This is a genomic window from Isoalcanivorax pacificus W11-5, from assembly GCF_000299335.2.
Classification (GTDB): domain Bacteria; phylum Pseudomonadota; class Gammaproteobacteria; order Pseudomonadales; family Alcanivoracaceae; genus Isoalcanivorax; species Isoalcanivorax pacificus.
In genome coordinates, this window is record NZ_CP004387.1 from 1 (window position 1) to 21,423 (window position 21,423).

Here is a 21,423-nt window from a genome sequence, read left to right on the forward strand (position 1 = left end):
CCATTCACCCTCGTAAAGATAGAACTAAAGGCAGGGACGTGTCCGAAGAGCTCTGGAATCGCTGTCTCGCGCGGCTGGAAGATGAGCTGCCCGCGCAGCAGTACAGTATGTGGATCCGACCCTTGCAGGTGGTGGCCTCGGCGGATGGCGGCGAGCTGATATTGTTTGCGCCGAACCGCTTTATCGTTGACTGGGTGCGGGACAAGTACCTGGAACGCATCGGTGAATTGCTGGGTGAACTGCAGACGGGGGCGCTGCCCACGCTGAATCTGAAAGTCGGTGCATCGCGGCCTTCCCGACCGGCAGTGACGCCGGCACCGGTTGCCACGCCGGCGCCCACACCCGCCGTCAACGCGCCGGTCCAGCCTCCCCGGGATACGGCAGCTTCCACCACGACGGCAAAACATCGCAGCAATCTGAACAGCACTTTCCTGTTCGATAACTTCGTCGAAGGTAAATCCAATCGCATGGCCGCTGCTGCAGCCCAGCAGGTGGCCGAGAACCCGGGTACCCACGGGTATAACCCGCTGCTGCTGTACGGTGGTGTGGGGCTGGGCAAGACCCACCTGATGCATGCGGTGGGCAACGGCCTGCTGAAGCGGAATCCGAACGCGAAAGTGGTCTACCTGCACAGCGAACGCTTTGTGGCGGACATGATTTCGGCGCTGCGCAACAAGACCATCAATGAGTTCAAGCGCTTCTACCGTACGGTGGATGCCCTGCTGATCGATGACATCCAGTTTTTCGCCGGCAAGGAACAGTCGCAGGAAGAGTTCTTCCATACCTTTAATGCCTTGCTGGAAAACGGCCAGCAGATCATTCTTACCTGCGACAAGTTTCCGAAAGAGATTGATGGCCTGGAGGAGCGCCTGAAGAGCCGCTTCGGGTGGGGGCTGTCGCAGCCGATGGAGCCGCCGGAGCTGGAAACACGGGTGGCGATCCTGAAAAAGAAGGCCGAGGAGGCGCGTATTGACCTGCCGAATGAGGCAGCCTTCTTTATTGCACAGCGTATCCGGTCCAATGTGCGGGAGCTGGAAGGGGCGCTAAAACGCGTCATCGCCCATGTGCGCTTCACAGGCGCGCCGCTGGACATAGGCCTGGTCAAGGATGCCCTGCGTGATCTGCTCGCCATCCAGGCCCGTCAGGTGAGTGTGGACAACATCCAGCGCACCGTGGCCGAGTACTACAAGATCAAGATCGCTGACCTGCTCTCGCCACGCCGCAGCCGCTCGGTGGCCCGGCCGCGGCAGGTGGCCATGGCGTTGTCGAAGGAACTGACCAGCCACAGTCTGCCGGAGATCGGGGATTCGTTCGGTGGCCGGGACCATACCACCGTGCTGCATGCGTGCAGGAAGGTGAAGGAGCTCCGTGAAGGCAGTACGGAGATTGAAGAGGATTACCAGAATCTGCTGCGCAGTCTGACCTCCTGATAACCATGCAAAATGTAGGGGAATGCATATGAAATTCACCATCAACCGCGAGCTGCTGCTGAAGCCCCTGCAACAGGTGGCCGGGGTGGTTGAGCGGCGTCAGACATTGCCGGTGCTGTCCAATGTGCTGATTGAAGTGACGGACCAGCAATTGTCTGTCACCGGCACAGACCTGGAGCTGGAACTGGTTGCCCGGCTGCCGCTGGAAGGTGAAGTCCAGTCCGGTGAGACGACCGTGCCAGCAAGAAAACTGCTCGATATCTGCAAGAGCCTGCCGGCGGAAGCCGATATCCGCCTGGAGGTGGACGGCGAACGGCTGGTGGTGCGTTCCGGTCGCAGCCGTTTCACCCTGTCCACGCTGCCTGCGTCCGAGTTTCCGAACCTCGAAGAGGAGGTGGGGGGCGCTCTGCTGGAAGTCGCGCCTGACCAGTTGCGCCGCCTGATCGACAGCACCGCGTTTTCCATGGCGCAGCAGGATGTACGTTACTACCTGAATGGCCTGCTGCTGGAACTGCGTAAAGGGCGTCTGCGCGCGGTGGCCACTGACGGTCACCGGCTGGCGATGTCTGATGCGGAAGTGACTGGCATCAGCGACGACGCGCAGGTGATCATGCCTCGCAAGGGCGTGATGGAGCTGGCCCGTCTTCTGGGGGACAGCACTCAGCCGGTCAAGCTGACCGTGGGCAAGAACCACGTGCGGGTGATCGCCGGGGATGTGACCTTCACCTCCAAGCTGGTGGACGGCAAGTTTCCCGAGTACGAGCGGGTGATTCCGCGCGAAGGCCAACGTCGGGTGATGGCGGATCGCGAGACGCTGCGCCAGGCACTTGGCCGTGTGGCCATCCTCTCCAACGAGAAATACCGCGGTGTGCGGATTCAGCTTTCTGATGCCAGCCTGCGGGTTCAGGCCAACAACCCGGAGCAGGAAGAGGCGGAAGAGGAAGTGTCCGTGGACTACCAGGGTTCGGAGCTGGAGATCGGCTTCAACGTCAGCTATTTGCTGGACGTGCTGAATACCTTGCACAGCACAGAGGTACAGATTCAGTTGGGTGACAGCAACAGCAGTGCGGTGATCGTCGATCCGAACGTCACTGCGACCTTGTACGTCGTCATGCCGATGCGGCTCTGATCGGACTGGACCTGCCGGGCGCGATTGATCTGACCCGGCAGGTCTGCTTCCCCCCCTCCCCATGTTGCAGCGCCTCGCCCTCTCCTCTTTTCGCAATTACCAACAGGCTGAGTTTGTTCCCGGAGCCGGGGTCAATCTGGTTGTGGGTGATAACGGTTCTGGCAAAAGCAGCCTTCTGGAAGCGATTTACCTGCTGGGTTCCGGGCGCAGCTTCCGTACCAGTCGATTACAGCGATTGGTGAAGGAGTCCGCGCAGGATGCGGTGCTGTTTGCCGAGGTGATGAGCCATCAGGGTGTGATGCACCGGTTGGGGATGGCACGTAACCGCCAGGGATTTTCCGGTTTGAAACTGGACGGCGCAAACGTGCGGGGGTTGTCGGACCTGGCCCGGATCCTCCCGGTGCAGGCGTTTCATCCCGGGACGGTCGAGATTGTCGAGGGCCCTTCTTCGGCGCGGCGCCGCTACCTCGACTGGGGATTGTTCCACGTGGAACAATCTTTCCTCCCCCTCTGGCGGCAGCTCTACACGGCGCTGCAGCAGCGCAATCGGCTGCTCCGGAGCGGCCGGTTCCAACACCGGGAGATGCTGGTCTGGGATCAGCAAGTTGCTACGGTTTCTGGTAGAATCAGTCAGTTGCGCAGCGCCTATCTCACGGCGCTCAGCCCCCATCTCCAGGCGGTTCTGGGCCATATTGGTGAACTGCCGGAAGTGAGCATCAGCCTGTTCCCTGGCTGGCCGGAAGGCGAGGATCTGCAGGCCTTGCTGGCTGCTGATATTGAAAAGGACAGGCAACGAGGACATACAGGGCGCGGTGCCCACCGTGCGGAACTGCGCCTGACAACAGCAGCTGGGCCAGTGCGGGATGTGTTCTCCAGGGGGCAAACCAAGACGCTGAGCTATGCATTGCTGTTGGCCCAGCTCTACCTGCTTGTGCACGGCCACGGCGGCCAATGCCTGGTATTGGTGGACGACCTGGCATCTGAACTCGATAGCCAGCACAGCGCAGCGGTCCTGGCGGCGCTGAAAGACTTGAAGCAGCAGATGATCATCACCGCCCTGTCGGCAGATGCCTTGCCTGTTCAGGCAGAAGGCAACGGAACAAGAATGTTCCACGTGGAACATGGTGTGCTGAGACGCCTGGATTAACGGGCGGCCCGGCACCAATAGTGGTTAAAGCGCAGCAAGCGAAGGAAAAGCCATGACGGAAAACAGCTACGATTCCGGCAGTATCAAAGTCCTGAAAGGTCTGGACGCGGTGCGTAAGCGCCCCGGCATGTACATCGGCGATACGGACGACGGCACCGGCCTGCATCACATGGTGTTTGAAGTTGTGGATAACTCCATCGATGAGGCGCTCGCAGGCCACTGCAAGGACATCAAAGTCACTATTCATCCGGATGAGAGCGTGACGTGCGCAGATGACGGCCGTGGAATTCCTGTGGATATCCATTCCGAGGAAGGTGTCTCTGCTGCCCAGGTAATCATGACGGTCCTGCATGCCGGCGGTAAGTTCGACGACAACAGTTACAAGGTTTCCGGCGGTCTGCATGGCGTCGGGATATCGGTCGTCAACGCCCTGTCCGAAGAGCTGAAGCTCACCATCCGCCGCAATGGCAAGGTCCATGAGCAGGTGTATCGGCATGGTGTGCCGAATGAACCGCTGAAAGTGGTCGGTGAAACGGAAGGGACCGGTACCACGGTGCGCTTCCGCCCGAGCGCTGCGACCTTCACCAACATCAAGTTCCACTACGATATTCTGGCCAAACGCTTGCGAGAGCTGAGCTTCCTGAACTCCGGTGTTCGCATTCATCTCAAGGATGAACGCACTGGCCAGGAAGATCTTTTCGAGTACGAAGGCGGTCTGTCGGCGTTTGTTGCCTACCTGAACGGCGCCAAAACCCCGCTGAACCGCGTGTTTCACTTCCAGTGTGACCGGGAAGACGGCATTGGCGTGGAAGTGGCGCTGCAGTGGAATGACTCCTACAACGAGAATATCTACTGCTTTACCAACAACATCCCCCAGCGGGACGGCGGTGCCCACCTGGCGGGCTTCCGTGCCGCGCTGACCCGTACTCTGAACAGCTACATGGAGAACGAGGGCTTCCTGAAAAAGGAAAAGGTGGCCACCACGGGGGATGACGCCCGGGAAGGTCTGACTGCGGTGATCTCGGTGAAGGTGCCGGATCCCAAGTTTTCCAGCCAGACCAAGGACAAACTGGTGTCTTCCGAAGTGAAAACTGCGGTAGAGCAGACCATGTCGGAGCTGTTCCAGGATTACCTGCTGGAAAACCCGGCCGAAGCCAAACAGATCGTGCAGAAAATCATCGACGCAGCCCGCGCCCGTGATGCGGCCCGCAAGGCCCGCGAGATGACCCGCCGCAAGGGCGCGCTGGATATTGCCGGCCTGCCCGGCAAACTGGCGGATTGTCAGGAGAAAGACCCGGCGCTGTCAGAACTGTATCTGGTGGAGGGTGATTCCGCGGGTGGGTCTGCGAAGCAAGGGCGTGACCGCCGAACCCAGGCCATCCTGCCGTTGAAGGGCAAGATCCTGAACGTGGAAAAGGCCCGCTTCGACAAGATGCTGTCCTCCCAGGAGGTGGGCACCCTGATCACCGCGCTGGGTTGCGGCATTGGCCGCGACGAATACAACCCGGACAAGCTGCGTTACCACCGCATCATCATCATGACCGATGCTGATGTGGACGGTTCCCACATTCGCACCCTGCTGCTGACGTTCTTCTTCCGCCAGTTGCCAGAGCTGATCGAGCGCGGCTATATCTATATCGCCCAGCCGCCACTGTACAAGATCAAAAAGGGCAAGCAGGAAAGCTACCTCAAGGACGATGCTGCGCTGGAAGAGTACCTGACCAATATCGCGCTGGAGAAAGCCGCCCTGTTGCCTGACGGTGACGCCTCAGCGCCCATCGTGGGCGAGCGGCTGGAAGCGCTGATCCATGAATACCGCACGGTGATGAAAGCGATTCATCGCCAGTCGCGGGTGTTCCCGGAAGCTGTCCTGATGCAGATGCTGTATGTGCCCTCCCTGCAGGAAACGCAGCTCACCGATGAAGGCTTCATGCAGCAATGGTGCGCCAACCTGGCGGCCCGGGCGAATCATGCGGCGACCACGGCACAGACCTACACCATTCAGGCGCGCAAGGACCCCGAGCGTGGCTGGTATCTGCCAAGTGTGCAAGTGCTCGCTCACGGCGTGACCCGCGATTTCCAGGTCACAGTGGACTTCATCCAGTCCCCGGACTACGCCCGCATCCGCGCGCTGGGCGAAAAACTGGAAGGCCTGCTGACCGACGACGCGCTGGTGGAACGTAACGAAACCCGCCGGCCGGTGGCCAGCTTCGCCGAGGCGCTCGACTGGCTGATGGCGCAGGCTCGCAAAGGGACCAGCATTCAGCGCTATAAAGGTCTGGGCGAGATGAACCCGGAACAGCTCTGGGAGACCACCATGGACCCGGAAGTACGCCGTATGCTCCAGGTGACGGTAGAAGACGCCATTGCGGCCGACCAGATCTTCACCACGCTGATGGGCGACGATGTGGAGCCCCGCCGGGAGTTCATCGAAACCAACGCGCTGCAGGTGGCCAACCTCGATATCTGACCCGCTCCCCGCCTCCACCCCGCACCCAGGTGGTGCGGGGACACCCGTCCCAGCAAGACACGTCAGAAAATAACAAAATTTGTGCCCCTCTTCTGGCGTGATCTCCTAACTTATTGAGAAAAAACGGGAAAAAGGTGGCCCGTGGCTTGCAGTGGTGGTGTTGTCCGTTCGAGGGAGGATACGCCATGCAAGGTGCACATCTGCTTCTGGTGGAAGCCTGCGCGCAACAGCGACGCGCCACGGCCGCGTTGCTGAAGGCACAGGGATATCGGGTCACGGACGTGGCGGACGGTGAAGGTTTTCTGCGCCAGTTGTCGCAGGCGCACCATGATGCGGTACTGCTGGATCTGAATCTGCCGGACGAGGACGGGCTGGTGCTGCTGCGGCGCCTGCGCGCCCGGGGCAACATGCCGGTATTCGTCCTGTCCGGCCGCCAGGATGAACAGAGCCGGCTGGCTGCGCTGGAGCTGGGCGCGGACGACTACCTCAGCAAACCCTTCCTCGCCCGGGAACTGGTGCTGCGCCTTGGCAATTTTTTCAGTCGCCAGTGGCGTCCGGCCGGCAGGATGGGCGACGCGGTGACGGTGGGCCCCTGGCGGCTGTACAGCGGTGAACGGACTCTGCGCGATGGCGAAGGACACAGCGTGGCCCTGACGGCCGGGGAAAGCGATATTCTTACCGCCCTGGCCAATGCGGCCGGCCGCACGGTCTCCCGGGAACAACTGGCGGATGCATTGTCTGGCAGTATCGAGGGCAGCAGCCCGGAGACGGTGACGGTGCTGATCTATCGTCTGCGCAAAAAACTGGCCCTGCTCGCCGGCGACAGCGCATCCGGACGCGCCTCGGTGATCATCACGGTGCCGGGACTGGGGTATCGGGTAGACAAGGCCCGTGAACCGGAACGCAGAGCAGCGCCCGCCATGGGGCAGGCGGCTTTGCCAGTCAGGCTGGCCAGCGTCGGGTAATCCCCTCGGAACATGGCCGGCGGAGGCCGGCAGGGCAACGCCGGACGGCGCTGCCCCTGGGCGTCAGACAGCGAAATCGTCCAGATTCTTGCCTTTCGCAAGCTCATCCTGCAGCCAGTTCGGGCGTTTGCCACGGCCGGACCAGGTCAGGTTCTCGTCTTTCGGATGACGGAACTTCACCGCCGCCGGCTTGCGTGTGCCCTTGCCAGCGCCACCGGCAGCAGGCTTGGCAATCCCCATCAGCTCTTCGATGGTCAGGCCGGCTTCGGCGGCAATCTTCTCGATTTCGGCCTTGGCATTGCGGATCGATTCGTTCTTCTTCTTCTCAATCAGGGTATTCGCGTCGGCGATCAGTTGCTCCAGCTCCGAAATCGACAACGGTGCGAGATTGATGTTCATAGGTATTCCTTGTTAACAGCGACAGACTGAATGCAGTGAGATTTGCGGGCAGCTAAGGTCATTCTGGGCCATGGCGGCGAAGCCGACCGGACAGGGCAGCTACTCTAGCATGCTGTCAAAAAAGCACCATAGCCCGACCGGTGAAAAAGCCGGGCCGTCAGGCCGCTCAACGCGGCGGATTCAGGGCCTCAACATGGCGGCGCACCCAGTCTTCCACCTCGGTTGCGACGGCCTGTGCCTTGCGGCCAGCGGTCTCGATCGGCGGCCCGATCTCCAGCGTAACCGTGCCGGGGTAACGCATCAGTGAACGGGCGGGCCAGAAGCAGCCGGCGTTATGCGCGATGGGCACCACCCGCGCGCCGGCCTGGCAGGCCAGCATGGCGCCGCCGGCGTTGAAACGACCGACCTGCCCCGGCGCCTGGCGCGTGCCCTCAGGGAAAATCACCACGCTGGTGCCGTCCGCCAGACGCTTGCGGCCTGCGCGCAGAATCGTCTTCAGTGCGTCGCCCGGCTTGCTCCGGTCGATGGCAATCGGGTCCAGCAGCGCCAGCGCCCAGCCGAAAAAGGGGACCCACAGCAGCTCGCGCTTGAGCACGGTAGTCTGTGGAGCAATCAGCAACTGCAAAAAAAACGTTTCCCACTGGCTCTGGTGGTTGGCCATCACCACCACGCTTTCACCGACGGGAATATTCTCGCGGCCACGCACCTCGACCTGAATGCCGTTGATGTGCCGCAGCAACCACAGGGCGCCAGCGGTCCACAGGTTCACGAACGCATAGCGCTGGCGGAAATTCAGGAAGGGGGCAACCAGCAGGCACAACAGGCTGTGCACGATGCCGAGCAGATTGTAGACGAGAAAAAACAACAGGCTTCGCAGGCGGATATTGATACTGACAGCGGGCATCGGGAGTTCCTTGACGGCAGCCACAATGCCGCATCATGACGTCAGGTGGTGGGCGAACGCGGCAAGATTATCAAACACGGGTATATCGGCCAGTGGCGTGGGCAATCCTCTGGCGAGGGTGCGCTCGCCCTTGCCGCTACGCACCAGCACCGGCCGGCAATCCCGGGCCAGGCCGCATTCCAGATCGCGCAGGCTGTCGCCAACCAGCCAGGCACCCGTCACCGGATAGCCCAGATAGTCACGAATCTGGTCCAGCAGGCCGGGGCGCGGCTTGCGGCAGTCGCAATCGTCTTCGGGCGCGTGCGGGCAAAAGAAAACGCCGTCGATATGACCGCCGGCGCTTTCTACGGTGTGGTGCATTTTCGTGTGGATGGCATCGAGCGTGGCCAGATCATAATAGCCGCGCCCGACACCGGACTGGTTGGTGGCGACCACCACGGTGTAACCCGCCTGATTCAGGCGTGCGATGGCGTCGGCGGAACCGGTGATGGCGATCCACTCCGCCGGCGACTTGATGTAGTCATCCGAATCTTCGTTGATGACGCCGTCGCGATCGAGGATCACCAGTCTGTTTGCATCGGTCATCAGCCCAGCTCGGAAATATCCGCGACGTTCAGGAACAGGTCTCGCAGGAACGACAGCAGCGCCAGACGGTTGTCGCGGGTTGCGGCGTCATCGGCCATGACCATCACCTGGTCGAAGAAAGCATCCACGGGCTCGCGCAGGTCGGCCAGCATGGCCAGCAAGGCACGATAATCACCCTTGTCGAGCAAGGGCTCAGCCGCTGCGTAGGCATCGACGACGGCGTTGGCCAGGTTCATCTCCGCATCTTCCACCAGCAGCGCGCCATCGATTTCATCGCCTGGTGCACTGTCCAGCTTGGCAAGGATATTGGCGACGCGCTTGTTGGCGGCGGCAAGTGCTTCTGCTTCCGGCCGCTGACGGAACGCGGCGACGGCTTTGACGCGGCGGTCAAAATCCAGTGGCCGGGTCGGCTGCACCGCCAGCACGGACAGGATCACCGGTGTATCGATGCCCTGTTCCTGGTAATAGGCGCGATAGCGGCCATTGATGAACTCCAGTGCGTCACGTGCCGCGCCGGCATCAACACAATCACCCAGCAGCGCCACCGCCTGCTCTACCAGCATCTGGATATCCAGCGGCAACTCGCATTCGATGATGGTGCGCAAGATACCGAGCGTTGCACGGCGCAGCGCATACGGATCCTTGTCGCCGGACGGCTTCTGGCCGATGCCGAAAATACCGACCAGCGTATCCAGCTTGTCGGCAATGGCCACGGCCTGGCCGGTACGAGTACCGGGCAGCGTGTCGCCGGCGAAGCGTGGCAGATACTGTTCCTTCAACGCGCAGGCCAGTTCTTCCGGCAGCCCTTCGTTGCGGGCCAGGTAATAACCCATGATGCCCTGCATGGTGTCGAACTCGTACACCATTTCAGAGGCAAGATCCGCCTTGCACAGCAGGCCGGCCTGTTCGGCCAGCGCCACATCCCCCCCGATCTGCCCGGCGATCACACCGGCCAGTTTCGAGATCCGGGCGCACTTGTCGGCGACCGTGCCCAGCTGTTGCTGGAACACCACATTGCGCAGCGGCTCGGCGTGCTGTGACAGTGTCTTGCGGCAATCGTTATCGTAGAAGAACGCGGCATCGGACAGGCGCGGGCGGATCACTTTCTCATTGCCGCTGATCACCACGGCCTTGTCGGTGCTGTCGATATTGCTGATGGTGATGAACGCATTCATCAGCTTGCCGTCGTTGTCGACCACCGGGAAATACTTCTGGTGTTCCTGCATGGCGGTCATCAGCGCTTCCTGCGGTACGCGCAGGAAATCGGCATCAAACCGGCCGACCAGTGGCACCGGCCATTCCACCAGTGCGGTGACTTCATTGAGCAGGTCATCATCAATCACGGCCACGCCCCCCGCCTGCTGGCCAGCGCCCACGACCTGCGCGCGGATCATGTCGCGGCGGCGGGCGAAATCAGCGATCACATAGCCTTCTTTTTCCAGCCGGGCTTCATACTCGACGGGTTGCCGGAAAGTAATGGCATCCGGTGCGTGGAAGCGGTGGCCGTGGCTCACGGCGCCGGCAGCGAGATCCAGCAGGTTCAGCGGCAGCACGGTTTCACCCAGCAACCCCACCAGCCAGTGCACCGGGCGCACGAACTGGACCTTGCGCGCACCCCAGCGCATGCGCTTCGGGATGGGCAGGCGCTGCACGGATTGCGCCAGGAATTCCGGCAGCAGTTCAGCGGTGGTGCGGCCCTGTTCCTGAAGGCGCGCCACCAGCCAGGCACCCTTGTCGGTTTCCAGTGTGTCGAGCTGGTCGACGGTCAGGCCGACGGAGCTGGCAAACCCCTGCGCAGCACGGGTCGGGTTGCCGTCGCTGTCAAACGCTGCGCTCACGGCCGGACCACGGCGTTCGATGTCGCGGTCGGGCTGGCGGGTTTGCAAGGCGTCAATACGGAACGCCAGCCGGCGCGGGGCGGCAAAAATGTTCATCGCGCCGTGGCTGAGGCCCGCCTCGTCGATCTGGCGCAGCACTTCACCGGCGAAAGCTTCCGACAGCGCGGCCAGCGATTTCGGGGGGAGTTCTTCCGTGCCCAGCTCGATCAGCAGATCAGCGTGCGGAAGGGAATGGGACGATGCGGACATTATTGCTCTCCCTTGGCACGTTGCGCCTGCTTGCTTTCCCGCACAGCCTTTGCATCAGCCTGCTGGGCGAGTTGTTCCAGCACTTCGTCTCTGAGATTGGCATCGGCCATCGGGAAACCGAGTGCCTGGCGTGCCTTGAAGTAGGCATCGGCCACCGCGCGGGCCAGCGTGCGCACACGCAGGATGAAGCGTTGCCGTTCAGTGACGGAAATCGCCTTGCGCGCGTCCAGCAGGTTGAAGGTGTGCGAGGCTTTCAGCACATATTCATAAGCGGGCAATGGCAGGCCGGCCTCGATGAGCCGTGCGCTTTCGCGTTCGAACAGGTCGAACTGCCCGAACAGTGCCTCGACATTGGCATACTCGAAGTTGAACGTGGACATCTCGATCTCGTTCTGCAGGAATACGTCACCGTAGGTGACCTTGCCAAACGGGCCGTCGGACCACACCAGGTCATAGACCGAATCCACGCCCTGCAGATACATGGCCAGCCGTTCCAGGCCGTACGTGATTTCGCCGGTCACCGGGTAGCAGTCAATGCCACCGACCTGCTGGAAATAGGTGAACTGGGTGACTTCCATGCCGTTGAGCCACACTTCCCAGCCCAGGCCCCAGGCGCCCAGCGTCGGGGATTCCCAGTTGTCCTCGACAAAGCGGATATCGTGCACACGGGTGTCAAAGCCAAGCCGCTGCAGTGAACCCAGGTACAGCTCCTGAATGTTGTCCGGCGAAGGTTTCAGCACCACCTGGAACTGGTAATAGTGCTGGAGGCGGTTCGGGTTTTCCCCATAACGACCGTCAGTGGGCCGCCGTGACGGCTGCACATAGGCACTGTTCCAGTTTTCCGGACCAATGGCGCGCAGGAAGGTGGACGGATGAAACGTCCCCGCGCCCACTTCCATGTCGAGCGGCTGCACGATCACGCAGCCCTGCTCGGCCCAGTATTGTTGCAGGGCCAGTATCAGGCCCTGGAAGGTGCTGATGTCCACTTGCGGTTGAGCCGCCATGATCAATCCTGTTGCCTGGAAAAAAGTGTGCCCCGCCCCGCCGGGTTGATGGCGTAATGCCGCGTCTGGACCGGGAAAAATCAAGCCGCCAAGTATAGCGTCAGCGCATGTCGGGTGATACCGGCGCTGGCGTGGGGCGTTGCGGCGAGGTAGCATTCGGCTGTCCATATGGTCAGTGTCGTTGTGCGTACAGGAGAACCGGAATGAAGATGATCGAGGCCTGCCCCTGGTGCGGGGACGACCCGCTCTACCGCCGTTACCACGACGAGGAATGGGGCGTACCGGTTCACGACGATCAGGTGTTGTTCGAGTACCTCACGCTGGAAGGTGCCCAGGCCGGCCTGAGCTGGATTACGGTATTGCGCAAGCGTGAGCGCTATCGCGAGGTGTTTGCCGGCTTCGATCCGGTCAAGGTGGCGCGCTTTACGCCCGCGAAACAGGAAAAGCTGTTGCAGGACCCCGGCATCGTTCGCAACCGCCTGAAGGTGGAATCCACCGTGTCCAACGCGAAGGCGTTTCTGGCGGTGCAGAAGGAGTTCGGTTCATTTGACCGTTATCTGTGGGGCTTCGTCGATGGCAAGCCGGTGGTAAACCGGCCGCGTGGCAGGGGCGATGTCCCGGCGGTGACGCCGCTGGCCGAGCGGATCAGCAAGGACCTGAAGAAACGCGGTTTCCGGTTTGTCGGCCCGACCATCATCTATGCCTATCTGCAGGCCGTGGGCGTGGTCAACGATCACATGATCCAATGCCCGCGCCACGCGGCCTGCGCCGCGATGGTCTGAGGCATCAGCCGCCAAAGATGGCGTTGATCACCTGGCTGCCGCGGCCGAGCGGGTCGCGGCGGATCAGCTGCTCTTCCTCGGCCATGCGCCCGAACAGCCCGTCCAGGCCCTGGTTGAGCACATACTGTTCCAGGTCGAGATTGAGGCGGTTGCTGACCGGCAGGGTGTTGTACACATCCAGCACCAGCCGGTACTGGTCATAAAAACCGACTTTCTCCAGGTTCTGCCGGATGATCGGCTGGTAACGCTGGCGCAGCGTGGACTCGGTCTGGCTGCGGAAATAATCGGTGGCGGCGGTGTCTCCGCCACGCACGATGCCCAGTGCATCGGTGATGCTCATCTCGCGGATGGTAGTGAGAAATACCTCCTTGGCTTCCACGGCGGCCTGCTCGGCACCTTCGTTCATGCGTGCTTCAAGCTTGTCGACATACTGGCCCATGCCGAACTGACGCAGGGTCTGTGTGACGGTATCCAGTTGCGACGGCAGCGTGATGCGCAGCGCGGGGTTGTTCGCGTATCCGCCCGGGGCCGATAACGCTGTGGTGGCGCGGTCACTGCTGAGCACCAGTGTCTGGCGGACGGCATTGACCAGCGGGGAGGCCGTGCTGCCGCCCTGGGTGCCGGTGTCGCCGGCCACCGGCCAGCCCTGCATGGACTCGCAGGCAGTGAGTATGCCGGCAAGGCAGAAAACGACCAGTACGCTGGTCAGACGCGAAAAGAACGGCTGTGACATGTCCGCTATCCTTGTGAGACGAAGGCGCCCGGCCGGGCGTGATCAACCTGCTGCTACTATAAAGACATTGGCCTGCATTGTGATGACCGGCGAAGGACTTTCCCATGACCGATGACCGCTACCGTCGCCAGCATCAGCGACGGCTGAGCTATATGCCGTGGCTGTATGCCCGGCTGAAACCGGCGCACCGTGCCTGGGCAGAGGCCTGGCAGCGTGCGCTCCAGAACGAGTTGATGGCGCTGGAGACGGTCCATATCGGCGCGCACTGCTTTATCGCGCCGGAAGCCAACCTGTTTGCCGAGCCGGGCCGGGATATCGTGATTGGCGACTACAGCCAGATTGCGGCGGACGTGTTCCTGCATGGGCCGGTCCGGCTCGGCGCGCATGTCAGCATCAACCACGGGGTGAGCATGGACGGCGGCGCAGCGGGCATCCGTATCGGGGATCACACGCGCATTGCGGCGCGCTGCACGGTCTACGCCTTCAACCACGGTCTGTCGCCGGACGCATTGGTGCGGGCGCAACCGGTGACATCGCAGGGTATCGATATCGGCTGTGATGTCTGGATCGGTGCCGGCGTCGGTATTGTGGATGGCGTACGTATCGGTGACGGCGCCGTGGTCGGCATGGGCGCGGTAGTGACACGGGATGTGCCCGAGGGCACCATTGTGGCGGGCAACCCCGCGCGGCCGATCGGCCGGCGTGAGCCGGACAAACGGTGATGCACCACTCGGCGCGGTGTCAGTGACACTGCCAGACTTGCCATGCCGCGTTAAAAACCAGACAAGGAAACCGCATGCAATCAGCTTCCCTCACCCGCCTGCTGGTGGCCCGTCGCTTTGCTCCCTATTTTTTGACCCAGTTCCTCGGTGCTTTCAACGACAACGTTTTTCGTCAGGCGCTGATTCTTCTGATCACCTCCGGGGTGGTCACGGCGGTGGCGCCGAACACGCTGAACAACATTGCACTGGCGCTGTTCATCCTGCCGTTCTTTCTGTTTTCTGCACTGGCCGGGCAGTTTGCCGACAAGTACGACAAGGCCCGGTTGATTCGCGGCATCAAGCTGGCGGAAGTCGTGATCATGCTGGTGGCGGCGGTGGGCTTCTACTTTGATGCGCTCTGGTTCCTGCTCGGCGTGCTGTTCTGCATGGGTTTCCAGTCGACCTGCTTCGGGCCGCTGAAGTATTCCATCATGCCGCAACATCTCAAGCCGACCGAGCTGGTGGGCGGCAACGCGCTGGTGCAACAGGGCACCTATATTGCGATTCTGCTGGGCTCCATCTCCGGTGTGGTGCTGAACATGTCCGGCTCGGAAAGCTGGTGGGCGCCGGCGGCGGTCATCACCATTGCCGTGCTCGGCTACCTGGCCGCGCGCGCCATCCCCGCCGCCCCGGCGGCAGACCCGAGTGTCAGGATCAACTGGAATATTTTCAGCGAAACAGCACGCGTGATTGGCCATGCACGGGAAGTAAAATCGGTCTGGTATTCGGTGCTGGCCATTTCCTGGTTCTGGTTCCTGGGCGCGGCCTACACCACGCAACTGAAAGTCTACGTGGACAATTACATCTTCGGCACCGAGATGGTCTATGCCCTGCTGCTGGCCACGTTTTCCATTGCCATCGGTGTTGGCTCGGTGCTGTGCGAAAAGCTGTCGGCGAAACGGGTCGAGCTGGGGCTGGTGCCGATCGGCTCCCTGGGGCTGTCGCTGTTCAGTATTGATCTCTACTTCTCCTACCAGGGGCTGGTGCCGCCGCTGGACGGTACGCTGATGTCGGTGGGTGAGTTCCTGCGTGACGGCGCCGGCCTGCGCATTGTGATGGACCTGTTCGGCATCGGCGTCTTCGGCGGATTTTACATTGTGCCGCTGTTTTCGTTTGTACAGTGGCGAAGCCGCCGCAGCCACCTGGCGCGGGTGATCGCCGCCTGCAATGTGCTCAATGCGTTGTTCATGGTGCTTTCTGCCGTGGCGGGGATCGTGGTGGTGGGCCTGCTGGATATCAGCATCCCCGGCTTCTTCCTGATCCTGGCACTGGCCAACCTGGTGGTGGCGGCGATCATCTATTCGATGGTGCCGGAGTTCATGATCCGGTTCCTGATCTGGATGCTCACAAAAGTGATGTACCGCGTAAAACGGCAAGGTCTTGAGCAGATTCCGGAACAGGGTCCGTGTGTGCTGGTCTGTAATCATGTGAGCTATGTGGATGCATTGCTCATTGCCGGCTCGGTGCAACGGCCGGTGCGCTTTGTGATGCAGAAGCAGATTTACGAGATGCCGTTGCTGAACTACATCTTCCGCACCGGCAAGACCATTCCCATCGACAGCAGGGAGCGCAGCCCCGAGGTGTACGAGCAAGCCTTTGTGCGTGTGAAGGAAGAACTGGCGGAAGGCAATGTGGTCTGCATTTTCCCCGAAGGCCGGCTGACACCGGACGGCGAGATTGGCGAATTCCGCGCCGGTGTGGAAAAGATGCTGGCCGACAGCCCGGTGCCGGTGATCCCGATGGCACTGCAGGGGCTGTGGGGCAGCTACTTCAGCCACCAGGGCGGCCGTGCGCTGGCCAAACTGCCGAAACGGTTGCGCGCACGCGTGGCACTGATCGTCGGTGCCCCGCAGCCACCGGAAACGGTCCGTGCCGCCGCCCTGCGGGATCAGGTACAGCAATTGCGCGGCGATCACGCCTGAGCAGGGACAATCATGAAGCAGGTGTTTTCTGTACGGAGACAGGCAGCGTGAAGCAGACGGGTAGTCGTGACATGGCGCTGTTCTGGCGTGTACTGGCGCTGTTCTGCGCCGTGGCGCTGGCGGTATTGAGCCTGTGGCCGGCGGATGAACTGGTGCGCGTCGGCATGGGCTACATCAATGACAAGGTGGGGCACTTTCTCGCATACGTTGCGCTGGCCTGGTTGCTTGGTTGCGGCTGGCCGCGGCAGCCACTGTGGCTGATCTGGCTGGTGTCATTCCTGTTCGGTGTGGCGATGGAATACGCCCAGTCGTTCACGCTTTCCCGGCAGTTTGACCTGATCGACATGGTCGCCAATGGTTCCGGCGCTCTGCTGGGCGTATTGCTGCTCTGGTGGCGTCGGCGCTGACCGGCGCCGGTCTCAGGGCCCGCTCGGGTACTGACGGGCGCGGCGCTCCAGCGGTGCGATCTCCCGTGAGATGTCACGCAATTCGTCCTGAATGGCGGTGCGGGTGTGGCCGCGCACGTTGCCCCGCTGCAGGTCCCGTTGCAAGCCATCGCGTTCAATCTGCAGCTGGCGCAGGCGGCTGCGTTCCCCGTAGCCGAGCGGGCCGTCGTTGCTTTGCCGGCGGGTGTCGGCGGTGGTGTTGTGACGCGCTGGCGGCGGCGCGCGGCGGGGTGCCGGCCGGTTTTCCATGCCGCTGATTTCGCCCAGTGGTGCGAGTTCTACCGGTTCGCCCTGCCCTTCGCACGGCTGATTGACGTAGACCATCTGGCCGTTCTGCTGGCATCGCCATATCTGTCCGGCCTGGCAGGCCAGGCAGCAGCCCAGCAGCGCGGGTATGAAGAGTGCGGAGATGGAGCGGTACATGAGGCAGCGTCCCTGCTGAAAAATCCTGCTGCCAGTGTGCATGACCGACAGTGTATGACCAGACGACATTGGCGTCGGTATGTGTCAGCGATCGCCTACATCCGCTGACGGGTCAGCTCAGACAGACCGTTTTGCCGCGCGCTTCCTGGGAGTCGATCCAGCGCAGAATGCGCCCGCCCAGGGTCCGCTCCGTGGCGGCTTCGGCGATCCGGACCGCCGCGCGCAACCCCTGGATATCGATCCCGGTATCCAGCCCCACGGCCTCCAGCAGATAGACCAGGTCTTCCGTGGCCACATTGCCGGTGGCGCCCGGTGCGAACGGGCAGCCGCCGAGGCCGCCGACGGAGGCGTCGAAACGGCGGATGCCGAGATCACAGGCAGTCCAGGCCAGTGCGCTGGCCAGGCCGCGCGTGTCGTGCAGGTGCACATAGAACCGTTCAGCGCCGTACTCGCTGATCAGCGGTGTCATGATGTCTTTCATCTGCTGCGGATGCCCGGCGCCGATGGTGTCGGCGATGGCCAGCTCGTCGCTGCCCGCCTCGATCATGCGGCGGGTCAGGTCAAGCGTGACGTCCACGGGCGTCGTGCCGTCATACGGGCAGGCAAACGCGCCGGAGATATAGGTGCGCGTGGCAATGCCGTCTGCGCGCGCGGCCTCAATGATCAACCGGCAGCTGTCGACGGCCTGTGCCAGGGACATGTTCAGGTTGCGCTGGTTGAAGGTGTCGGTGGTGGACAGCACCAGCGCCACGGTGGCGTAACCGGCGTCGCGCGCCAGCTGGTAACCTTTCAGGTTGGGCACCAGGGCGGTGTAGTGCAGGCCCGCATCGCGGGGCAGTTGCGTGGTCAGCGCTGCGGCATCAGCCATCTGTGGCACGGCCTTCGGGCTGACGAAGCTGACCGGCTCCAGGTATCGGACACCGGCATCCACCAGTGCCCGTGCCAGCCGGGCCTTGTCCCCGGTGCTGACGTGTTTCGGCTGGTTCTGCAGTCCGTCGCGCAGGCCCACTTCATTGATGATCACGCGCTCGCGCATGCTGTGCTCTCCCGGAAGGGCCTGGCCGGCCCTGTTATGCTGTTCACAGAATGCTGACAAAGCCTTTTGAGGCTTGATCAGGCTATCAGCACAGGCTGCGACCAACAGCCTGTCAAGCGGGCCAAGTCTGCCACTGCCGGGCGTCGGATGCATCTGCGGAGACTGGTAGACTCGGCTCCTGGCCATGCCGCAGGAGGCTGACGTGACTGAGCACTGGAAGTACTGGTACCGCATCACCCGTGCTGCGCTGGAGAACTGGCTCGGCAGCCAGGCGATGATCTATGCCGGGGCGCTGGCCTTCTTCACCCTGTTTTCCATTGCTCCAGTGGTGATTCTGGCGGTACAGGTGATCGGTATCGTCCTCAGTACGGATGCGGCAATGAACCAGATCATGGCCCAGCTGCAGGAAGCCATCGGTGCGGACGCGGCCGAGGCCGTCCGCGTTGCGGTGGAGGGTACGCAGATCAATCGCGGCGGTATCCTGCCGACGCTGATCAGTCTCGGCGCCATGCTGGTGGGGGCCACCACGGTGTTCGCCCAGTTGCAGCGGTCGCTGAACAACATCTGGGGTGTGATGCCGCGTCCGTCACGCAACACCCTCTTTCTGTTGCTCAAAAGTCGCGTACTGTCGCTGACCATCGTGCTGTCGATCGGCTTTGTGCTGCTGGTGTCGCTGCTGCTGAGCGTCATCCTGCGGGCGGTGATGACGTTCGCTTCCGACTGGCTGCCGATGCCGGGCTTTATTGCGGTGGGGCTCGAAACCCTGGTCTCGCTGGCTGTCATTACCCTGTTGTTCGCCACCATTTTCCGCGTCTTGCCGGACGTGCGCCTGACCTGGCGGGATGTGCGGCTGGGTGCGTTCATTACCGCGCTGCTGTTTTCGCTTGGGCGTTTTCTCATCGCGTTCTATCTCGCCAATACGGCGACTGCGTCCACCTATGGTGCGGCGGGGTCACTGGTGCTGCTGCTGTTGTGGGTCTACTACTCGTCGATGATCCTGTTGTTTGGTGCGGCCTTCACACGTGCCCACGCCGAAGCCCGGGGCCGGGTGATCCGCCCGCAGGCGACGGCGATCAACGTACGCCGGACGCTGGTGGAAGAAGAAACCTGAACCCGCGTCGGCTGAGCCCCAAGGTGGGTACGGGAAATCAATCGCTTGTCGCGCTTGATTTTGCTGACAGCTTGAGCAGGCTGTTTATCAACAGCCTCAGGCTGCTGACAAACCTCGGCAGCCATTCTTCTACTAAAAAATTATCCACCCAGGGCAAAGAGTCGCTGTTTTTCTGGTGATAGCCTCCACTTGCATAGCCATAGGGCTGCAACCTGGAATGCGACCACCCACTTTTATATCGCCTCGAAGAGGTGATTCATAAAAACAGGGGTTTGTCCTCAGTCTGAGGCTGTTTATCAACAGCCTGTTAATATCAGAACACATTCAAATCCGGGGATCAGGCGTATGTGGGAACTGTTGCTGTGGCTGGCGGGCTTGCTGTTACTTGGTACGGGGCTGCAAACCTTCGCCTTCTATGCCATCTGGTTCTACGAACAACGCGTTTCACCCGAGCTGGCGGCGGTGCCGGGCGGCACCCCGGTCAGGCTGTGGCCGGGCCTGCTGGGTGCAGTGCGCGAATGGCTTTCCATCACGGCGCTGGTGGTGAGCTACCCGCTGCGGCTGCTGCATGACGCCTCGCCGGTCAAAAACCGCAGGCCGGGTGAAGAACCGATCATCCTCGTGCACGGTTACGGCGGCGACAGTGCCAATTTTCTGCTGATGCAGTGGCGGCTCAAGCGACGGGGCTGGCGCAATGTCTACGCGGTGAGTTACACGCCACCGATTATCGACGCGCGCAAGCTGGCGCAGCAGGTGGCCGACCACGTGGAGGCAGTGCTGCGTGTCACCCAGGCGGAGAAGGCGCACCTGGTCTGTCACAGCATGGGCGGCCCACTGACGCGCTACGCCCTGCATCATCTTGGCCTGGCCGGCCGGGTCGGCAAGGTCGTCACGCTGGGTTCGCCCCATGCAGGTTCTCGCGTGGCAAACCTGTTCCCGGCTATCGGTGCCGCGTTCCAGATGCGTTACCAGAGCGCTTTCATTCGTGAACTGAACGCGCTGGGCGAGCCGCCGGGTGACACACGTTTCTATTCAATCTATTCCAGTTTCGACAACTTCATCCTGCCGGCCAGCAGCGCCGTGCTGCCCGGCGCCGGCAACATCCACGTACCGCTGCATGGTCACTGCGCACTGCTCTACAGCCGCCGCGTGCTCGACGAAGTGGAAGCCTGCCTGCGCGGCACCAGCGAGCAGAGTGAACCCGCAGAAGAATCGGCGCAGGAGCACTGAATGGCCGCTTGTTGACACAGGGCAAGACGTTGGTCGCAAACAGGCTTGAGTCATCTGCCCAACGGCGCCATGATGAAAGCAGTGAGGGCGGTATCGTCCGGGAGGCAAGCCGTAACAGTCCGGTGATGCTGCCTGTATTTCATGGCAGGCAAGGAGACGGTTATGGTGGAATCCGGTGCAATGCGATCCAGCGATTCTTCACAGAGTTCCCAATACAGCGCCACGGTCACCTGGCACGTGGCCCCCGGCGCGGCATTCTCTCCCGACAGCTACAATCGCGATCACGAGTGGACCTTCCCCGGTGGTGAAGTGGTGCCGGCATCTGCGTCCCCGCACTATCAGGGCACGGCCTCGCGCGTGAATCCGGAAGAGGCCCTGATCTCGGCGTTGGCGAGCTGTCACATGCTCACGTTCCTGGCCCTGGCCGCAAAGAAAAAACTGCGTGTCCTGAGTTATCTGGATCGCGCTTCCGGCGTGCTGGACCGTAACGCGCAGGGCCGCATGGCCATTACCGAAGTCACGCTGCGCCCGCGTGTGGTGTTCGCCGATGACACGACCCCGGATGAGGCCACCCTGCGCGGTCTGCATGATGACGCCCACCAGCACTGCTTTATCGCCAACACCCTGAACGCACGCATGCTGCTGGAGCCGGAGATCCCGACCTTCTGATCCCCTTCGCCGCCAGGCCCGCAGACCGGTGACCCCGGCTGCGACAGGCCTGCGCCGGGCCCGGCGCCCGGCAACAGTGACTGGCCGGTTTCGCCCGGCGCGCCGGTTTTCCTTACAATCCCGACTCTGAATGGACATGGCGGCCGCGTGGTGCGCGCCATGGTGTGTCCTTTTTGTGTCCCGGCACCCC

General features: G+C 62.0%; 20 protein-coding genes. 12 read left to right on the forward strand and 8 right to left on the reverse strand.

The annotated features are described in order from the left end of the window. Positions 1 to 38: 38 nt before the first annotated feature. The 5 genes from dnaA to S7S_RS00025 all read left to right on the forward strand — a co-directional run bounded on the left by dnaA (position 39) and on the right by S7S_RS00025 (position 7,141). Positions 39 to 1,430 (forward strand): chromosomal replication initiator protein DnaA, encoded by a 1,392-nt coding sequence (gene dnaA, locus S7S_RS00005; protein WP_008734390.1) that lies wholly within the window; start codon positions 39 to 41, stop codon positions 1,428 to 1,430. Between the two features lie 28 nt (positions 1,431 to 1,458). Beyond that, the gene (gene dnaN / locus S7S_RS00010) at positions 1,459 to 2,559 is read left to right on the forward strand and encodes a DNA polymerase III subunit beta (RefSeq protein ID WP_008734388.1); all 1,101 of its coding nucleotides are present in this window, start codon (positions 1,459 to 1,461) and stop codon (positions 2,557 to 2,559) included. Between the two features lie 61 nt (positions 2,560 to 2,620). Then, positions 2,621 to 3,706: a DNA replication/repair protein RecF gene (gene recF, locus S7S_RS00015; protein WP_008734386.1), complete on the forward strand. Its 1,086-nt coding sequence runs from the start codon at positions 2,621 to 2,623 to the stop codon at positions 3,704 to 3,706. A gap of 52 nt (positions 3,707 to 3,758) precedes the next feature. Then, the gene (gene gyrB / locus S7S_RS00020; protein WP_008734384.1) at positions 3,759 to 6,176 is read left to right on the forward strand and encodes a DNA topoisomerase (ATP-hydrolyzing) subunit B; all 2,418 of its coding nucleotides are present in this window, start codon (positions 3,759 to 3,761) and stop codon (positions 6,174 to 6,176) included. A gap of 185 nt (positions 6,177 to 6,361) precedes the next feature. Continuing rightward, positions 6,362 to 7,141: a response regulator transcription factor gene (locus tag S7S_RS00025; RefSeq protein WP_008734381.1), complete on the forward strand. Its 780-nt coding sequence runs from the start codon at positions 6,362 to 6,364 to the stop codon at positions 7,139 to 7,141. A 63-nt stretch (positions 7,142 to 7,204) separates the two neighbouring features. Here the strand turns inward: S7S_RS00025 and S7S_RS00030 are convergent, their stop codons facing one another. From S7S_RS00030 to glyQ, 5 genes are all read right to left on the reverse strand, one after another. Further along, the gene (locus S7S_RS00030) at positions 7,205 to 7,540 is read right to left on the reverse strand and encodes an H-NS histone family protein (protein ID WP_008734379.1); all 336 of its coding nucleotides are present in this window, start codon (positions 7,538 to 7,540) and stop codon (positions 7,205 to 7,207) included. 166 nt (positions 7,541 to 7,706) lie between these two features. After that, entirely contained in the window at positions 7,707 to 8,444 is a 738-nt protein-coding gene (locus S7S_RS00035) for a lysophospholipid acyltransferase family protein (RefSeq protein WP_008734378.1), read from the reverse strand. A 33-nt stretch (positions 8,445 to 8,477) separates the two neighbouring features. Further along, positions 8,478 to 9,029 (reverse strand): D-glycero-beta-D-manno-heptose 1,7-bisphosphate 7-phosphatase, encoded by a 552-nt coding sequence (gmhB, locus tag S7S_RS00040; protein ID WP_008734376.1) that lies wholly within the window; start codon positions 9,027 to 9,029, stop codon positions 8,478 to 8,480. Next, positions 9,029 to 11,116: a glycine--tRNA ligase subunit beta gene (gene glyS / locus S7S_RS00045; protein WP_041025830.1), complete on the reverse strand. Its 2,088-nt coding sequence runs from the start codon at positions 11,114 to 11,116 to the stop codon at positions 9,029 to 9,031. The genes gmhB and glyS overlap by 1 nt, the downstream gene beginning before the upstream one ends. Then, the gene (glyQ, locus tag S7S_RS00050) at positions 11,116 to 12,120 is read right to left on the reverse strand and encodes a glycine--tRNA ligase subunit alpha (RefSeq protein ID WP_008734374.1); all 1,005 of its coding nucleotides are present in this window, start codon (positions 12,118 to 12,120) and stop codon (positions 11,116 to 11,118) included. Before glyQ ends, glyS begins: the two co-directional genes overlap by 1 nt. 203 nt (positions 12,121 to 12,323) lie before the next feature. Here glyQ and S7S_RS00055 point away from each other — a divergent pair, with 203 nt between their 5' ends. After that, the gene (locus tag S7S_RS00055; RefSeq protein WP_008734372.1) at positions 12,324 to 12,902 is read left to right on the forward strand and encodes a DNA-3-methyladenine glycosylase I; all 579 of its coding nucleotides are present in this window, start codon (positions 12,324 to 12,326) and stop codon (positions 12,900 to 12,902) included. Positions 12,903 to 12,906: 4 nt separating this feature from the next. On the opposite strand, the gene S7S_RS00060 is transcribed toward S7S_RS00055, so the two are convergent. Next, a complete protein-coding gene (locus S7S_RS00060; protein ID WP_008734370.1) occupies positions 12,907 to 13,635 on the reverse strand; it encodes a DUF4197 domain-containing protein in 729 nt (242 codons plus the stop codon). Between the two features lie 104 nt (positions 13,636 to 13,739). Between S7S_RS00060 and S7S_RS00065 the strand changes: the two genes are divergently transcribed. From S7S_RS00065 to S7S_RS00075, 3 genes are all read left to right on the forward strand, one after another. Further along, a complete protein-coding gene (locus tag S7S_RS00065) occupies positions 13,740 to 14,357 on the forward strand; it encodes an acyltransferase (RefSeq protein WP_008734368.1) in 618 nt (205 codons plus the stop codon). Positions 14,358 to 14,431: 74 nt separating this feature from the next. After that, positions 14,432 to 16,318, forward strand: a complete 1,887-nt coding sequence (locus S7S_RS00070) for an MFS transporter (protein ID WP_008734367.1) — start codon at positions 14,432 to 14,434, stop codon at positions 16,316 to 16,318. Between the two features lie 47 nt (positions 16,319 to 16,365). Then, positions 16,366 to 16,725, forward strand: a complete 360-nt coding sequence (locus S7S_RS00075; RefSeq protein WP_202966514.1) for a VanZ family protein — start codon at positions 16,366 to 16,368, stop codon at positions 16,723 to 16,725. Positions 16,726 to 16,737: 12 nt separating this feature from the next. Here S7S_RS00075 and S7S_RS00080 read toward each other — a convergent pair whose 3' ends face one another. Next, positions 16,738 to 17,187, reverse strand: coding sequence for a DUF4124 domain-containing protein (locus S7S_RS00080; RefSeq protein WP_008734361.1), 450 nt, complete (start codon positions 17,185 to 17,187; stop codon positions 16,738 to 16,740). A gap of 112 nt (positions 17,188 to 17,299) precedes the next feature. Then, positions 17,300 to 18,223, reverse strand: a complete 924-nt coding sequence (locus S7S_RS00085) for a hydroxymethylglutaryl-CoA lyase (protein ID WP_008734359.1) — start codon at positions 18,221 to 18,223, stop codon at positions 17,300 to 17,302. A 202-nt stretch (positions 18,224 to 18,425) separates the two neighbouring features. Here S7S_RS00085 and S7S_RS00090 point away from each other — a divergent pair, with 202 nt between their 5' ends. From S7S_RS00090 to S7S_RS00100, 3 genes are all read left to right on the forward strand, one after another. Continuing rightward, the gene (locus S7S_RS00090) at positions 18,426 to 19,334 is read left to right on the forward strand and encodes a YihY/virulence factor BrkB family protein (RefSeq protein WP_008734357.1); all 909 of its coding nucleotides are present in this window, start codon (positions 18,426 to 18,428) and stop codon (positions 19,332 to 19,334) included. A 345-nt stretch (positions 19,335 to 19,679) separates the two neighbouring features. Next, entirely contained in the window at positions 19,680 to 20,564 is an 885-nt protein-coding gene (locus tag S7S_RS00095) for an esterase/lipase family protein (protein ID WP_008734355.1), read from the forward strand. Between the two features lie 180 nt (positions 20,565 to 20,744). Beyond that, positions 20,745 to 21,233, forward strand: a complete 489-nt coding sequence (locus S7S_RS00100) for an OsmC family protein (protein WP_035203718.1) — start codon at positions 20,745 to 20,747, stop codon at positions 21,231 to 21,233. The last annotated feature ends 190 nt before the right edge of the window (positions 21,234 to 21,423 follow it).

What these genes read in the sequence shown, in the direction of transcription:
- S7S_RS00100 (WP_035203718.1), top strand. Translation starts at nt 20,745, where the DNA reads ATGCGATCCAGCGATTCTTCACAGAGTTCCCAATACAGCGCCACGGTC.
- S7S_RS00070 (WP_008734367.1), top strand. Translation starts at nt 14,432, where the DNA reads ATGCAATCAGCTTCCCTCACCCGCCTGCTGGTGGCCCGTCGCTTTGCT.
- recF (WP_008734386.1), top strand. Translation starts at nt 2,621, where the DNA reads ATGTTGCAGCGCCTCGCCCTCTCCTCTTTTCGCAATTACCAACAGGCT.
- S7S_RS00085 (WP_008734359.1), bottom strand. Translation starts at nt 18,223, where the DNA reads ATGCGCGAGCGCGTGATCATCAATGAAGTGGGCCTGCGCGACGGACTG.
- S7S_RS00035 (WP_008734378.1), bottom strand. Translation starts at nt 8,444, where the DNA reads ATGCCCGCTGTCAGTATCAATATCCGCCTGCGAAGCCTGTTGTTTTTT.
- S7S_RS00065 (WP_008734368.1), top strand. Translation starts at nt 13,740, where the DNA reads ATGACCGATGACCGCTACCGTCGCCAGCATCAGCGACGGCTGAGCTAT.
- gyrB (WP_008734384.1), top strand. Translation starts at nt 3,759, where the DNA reads ATGACGGAAAACAGCTACGATTCCGGCAGTATCAAAGTCCTGAAAGGT.
- dnaN (WP_008734388.1), top strand. Translation starts at nt 1,459, where the DNA reads ATGAAATTCACCATCAACCGCGAGCTGCTGCTGAAGCCCCTGCAACAG.
- S7S_RS00095 (WP_008734355.1), top strand. Translation starts at nt 19,680, where the DNA reads ATGTGGGAACTGTTGCTGTGGCTGGCGGGCTTGCTGTTACTTGGTACG.
- glyQ (WP_008734374.1), bottom strand. Translation starts at nt 12,120, where the DNA reads ATGGCGGCTCAACCGCAAGTGGACATCAGCACCTTCCAGGGCCTGATA.
- S7S_RS00055 (WP_008734372.1), top strand. Translation starts at nt 12,324, where the DNA reads ATGAAGATGATCGAGGCCTGCCCCTGGTGCGGGGACGACCCGCTCTAC.
- S7S_RS00025 (WP_008734381.1), top strand. Translation starts at nt 6,362, where the DNA reads ATGCAAGGTGCACATCTGCTTCTGGTGGAAGCCTGCGCGCAACAGCGA.
- S7S_RS00030 (WP_008734379.1), bottom strand. Translation starts at nt 7,540, where the DNA reads ATGAACATCAATCTCGCACCGTTGTCGATTTCGGAGCTGGAGCAACTG.
- S7S_RS00080 (WP_008734361.1), bottom strand. Translation starts at nt 17,187, where the DNA reads ATGTACCGCTCCATCTCCGCACTCTTCATACCCGCGCTGCTGGGCTGC.
- glyS (WP_041025830.1), bottom strand. Translation starts at nt 11,116, where the DNA reads ATGTCCGCATCGTCCCATTCCCTTCCGCACGCTGATCTGCTGATCGAG.
- gmhB (WP_008734376.1), bottom strand. Translation starts at nt 9,029, where the DNA reads ATGACCGATGCAAACAGACTGGTGATCCTCGATCGCGACGGCGTCATC.
- S7S_RS00060 (WP_008734370.1), bottom strand. Translation starts at nt 13,635, where the DNA reads ATGTCACAGCCGTTCTTTTCGCGTCTGACCAGCGTACTGGTCGTTTTC.